The following is a 1,785-nucleotide window of genomic DNA, read 5'->3' as shown; positions in this document are numbered from 1 at the left end:
GAGGTTGTGGGCGAGCGGTGCGAGGTCGAGAGGGCGGTTGCGGAGGATCCGGACCGGGTCGGCGTTGTTGTACCAGTGGTGACCGCTGCCCTCCGGCCGGGCCGGCGCGGCCAGGTCGGCGTCGATACCGGCGGCGGCGAACGCCCCTGCGACGTCGCCGCTCTCGTACAGCAGCGTGACCCACTCGGCGTGCCCGGCCGGGTCGTCGGGGCCCGGGTCGGCCATGGGGAGCTCGTCGGGGCGCAGGGGCGTGCCGTCCGGGTGGCAGAAGGGGGCGCGGTGGGCGTCGCCGCCGATCCGCTCGCGGAGCGCGTCCGTGCGGCGGGCGTCCCACAGGTGGCGGGCGGTCGACCAGTCGTCGGTGGCGGGGTTCCCGTAGCGGGTCTCGGAGTCGCGGACGCGGGGCGGCGCGCAGCGCAGGGTGAGCCGCTGGGGGCCGGTCGCCATGGGCGGCGTGGTGACGTGCAGCCAGGGCCGGTCGGGTCCGTCGGCAGGAGTGCCGTACGGGGCGAGGAGGACGGTGCGCCCGGAGGCGAGCGCGGTGGTGCCGCCGCTCAGGATGCGCGGCAGGTGCCAGCGCAGCAGGTCGGGCACGAGGTGGCGGAGGTCGTCGGTGAGGGCGGCGGCGGTCTCCGCGCCGTACCGGGCGGCGATCCGCGCCGGGTCGAAGGCGACGTCGACGTGAGCGGCGGCGCAGGCGGCGGCCCAGTCGCCGGCGGCGCGGTGTGCGGCGGCCTGCTCGATCATCCAGCGGGGGACGGCGTAGCGGCGGATCCGTCGCCAGGCCGCCGCCTCCTCGGGCGGGAAGGGGCGGCTCACCGGTAGACACTCCCTATCGCGTGCAGGTCGGGGTGCGCGGTCCTGGCCGCCGGGCGCCCGATGCGCTGGTGGAAGGAGCGCTTCACCTTGCGCGGCAGGCCGGGGCCGAGGCCGACGTATTCGAGGGGCGAGCCGTCGGGCACGGCGGCGAGAAGGGCCTTCGCGCCCCGGCCGGTGAGGCCGGTGTGGCGGAGTTCCAGGCGGCGCAGGGGGCTGCCGGGGAGCGCGGCGGCGAGGGCGGCGGCGCCGGTGTCACCGGTGGCGTTGGCGGGGGCGCCGAGGCTGCGTTCCGACAGGGGGCGGCCCAGGTCCAGCGCCTCGACGGCGTGCAGGGCGCGGGCGAGGGCGCGGGCTCCGTCGGGTCCGATGCCGTTGCCGCCGAGGCCGAGGCGCACGGGGTGTGCGGGGTCGGCCGCGGCGGCTTCGGCGAGGAGGGCGGCGCCCTCGTCGCCGAGGTGGTTGGCGGGCAGGTACAGCTCGCGGACGCCGGCGTCGCGGACGAGGGCGGCGAGGAGCGGGGCGGCGGCCGCGGTGAGGCCGTTGCCGCCGAGGAAGAGCCGCTCGACCGGCTGCGGACGGACCGTCAGGACGTCGAGGAGGGCGCGCAGACCGTCCGTGGTGAGGCCCGTGTTGACCAGGTCGAGGGTGCGCAGGGCGGTGTTGCGGCGCAGGGCGGCGGCGAGGGCGCGGACGCCGTCGTCCCCGATCGGGTTGCGCTTGAGCCACAGGGCGCGGACGGTGCCGTCGGAGGCCAGCCGGCCGGCGAGCGCGGTGGCGCCGTCGGGGCCGATGCGGTTGCAGCCCAGGTAGAGGGTGCGCAGGCGGTGCCCGTCGGTCAGGGCGCCGGCCACGGCGCGGGCGCCTTCGTCGCCGATGGCGTTGGTGCCGAGCAGGACGTGCGCGGCGTGCGGTGACGCGGCGGCGACGGGCAGCAGGCGGGCGGCGCCGGCGGCGCCGATGCCCTGC

At 78.5% G+C, this 1,785-nt stretch carries 1 protein-coding gene and 1 pseudogene; both read right to left on the bottom strand.

Features of this window, described 5'->3' with window-relative positions; translation table 11 throughout:
• A pseudogene (locus HTZ82_RS05810) lies at positions 1-819 on the bottom strand (ankyrin repeat domain-containing protein); the annotation flags it as partial.
• Positions 816-1,785: gala protein (locus tag HTZ82_RS05805; protein WP_175408191.1), on the bottom strand; the 970-nt coding region annotated here is incomplete at its 5' end. The pseudogene HTZ82_RS05810 and the gene HTZ82_RS05805, both read right to left, overlap by 4 nt.

This window comes from Streptomyces sp. TRM64462, assembly GCF_013362995.1.
Lineage (GTDB): Bacteria > Actinomycetota > Actinomycetes > Streptomycetales > Streptomycetaceae > Streptomyces.
Note: the sequence above shows the minus strand (reverse complement) of the source record. Positions and strands in the feature narration are given on the sequence as shown.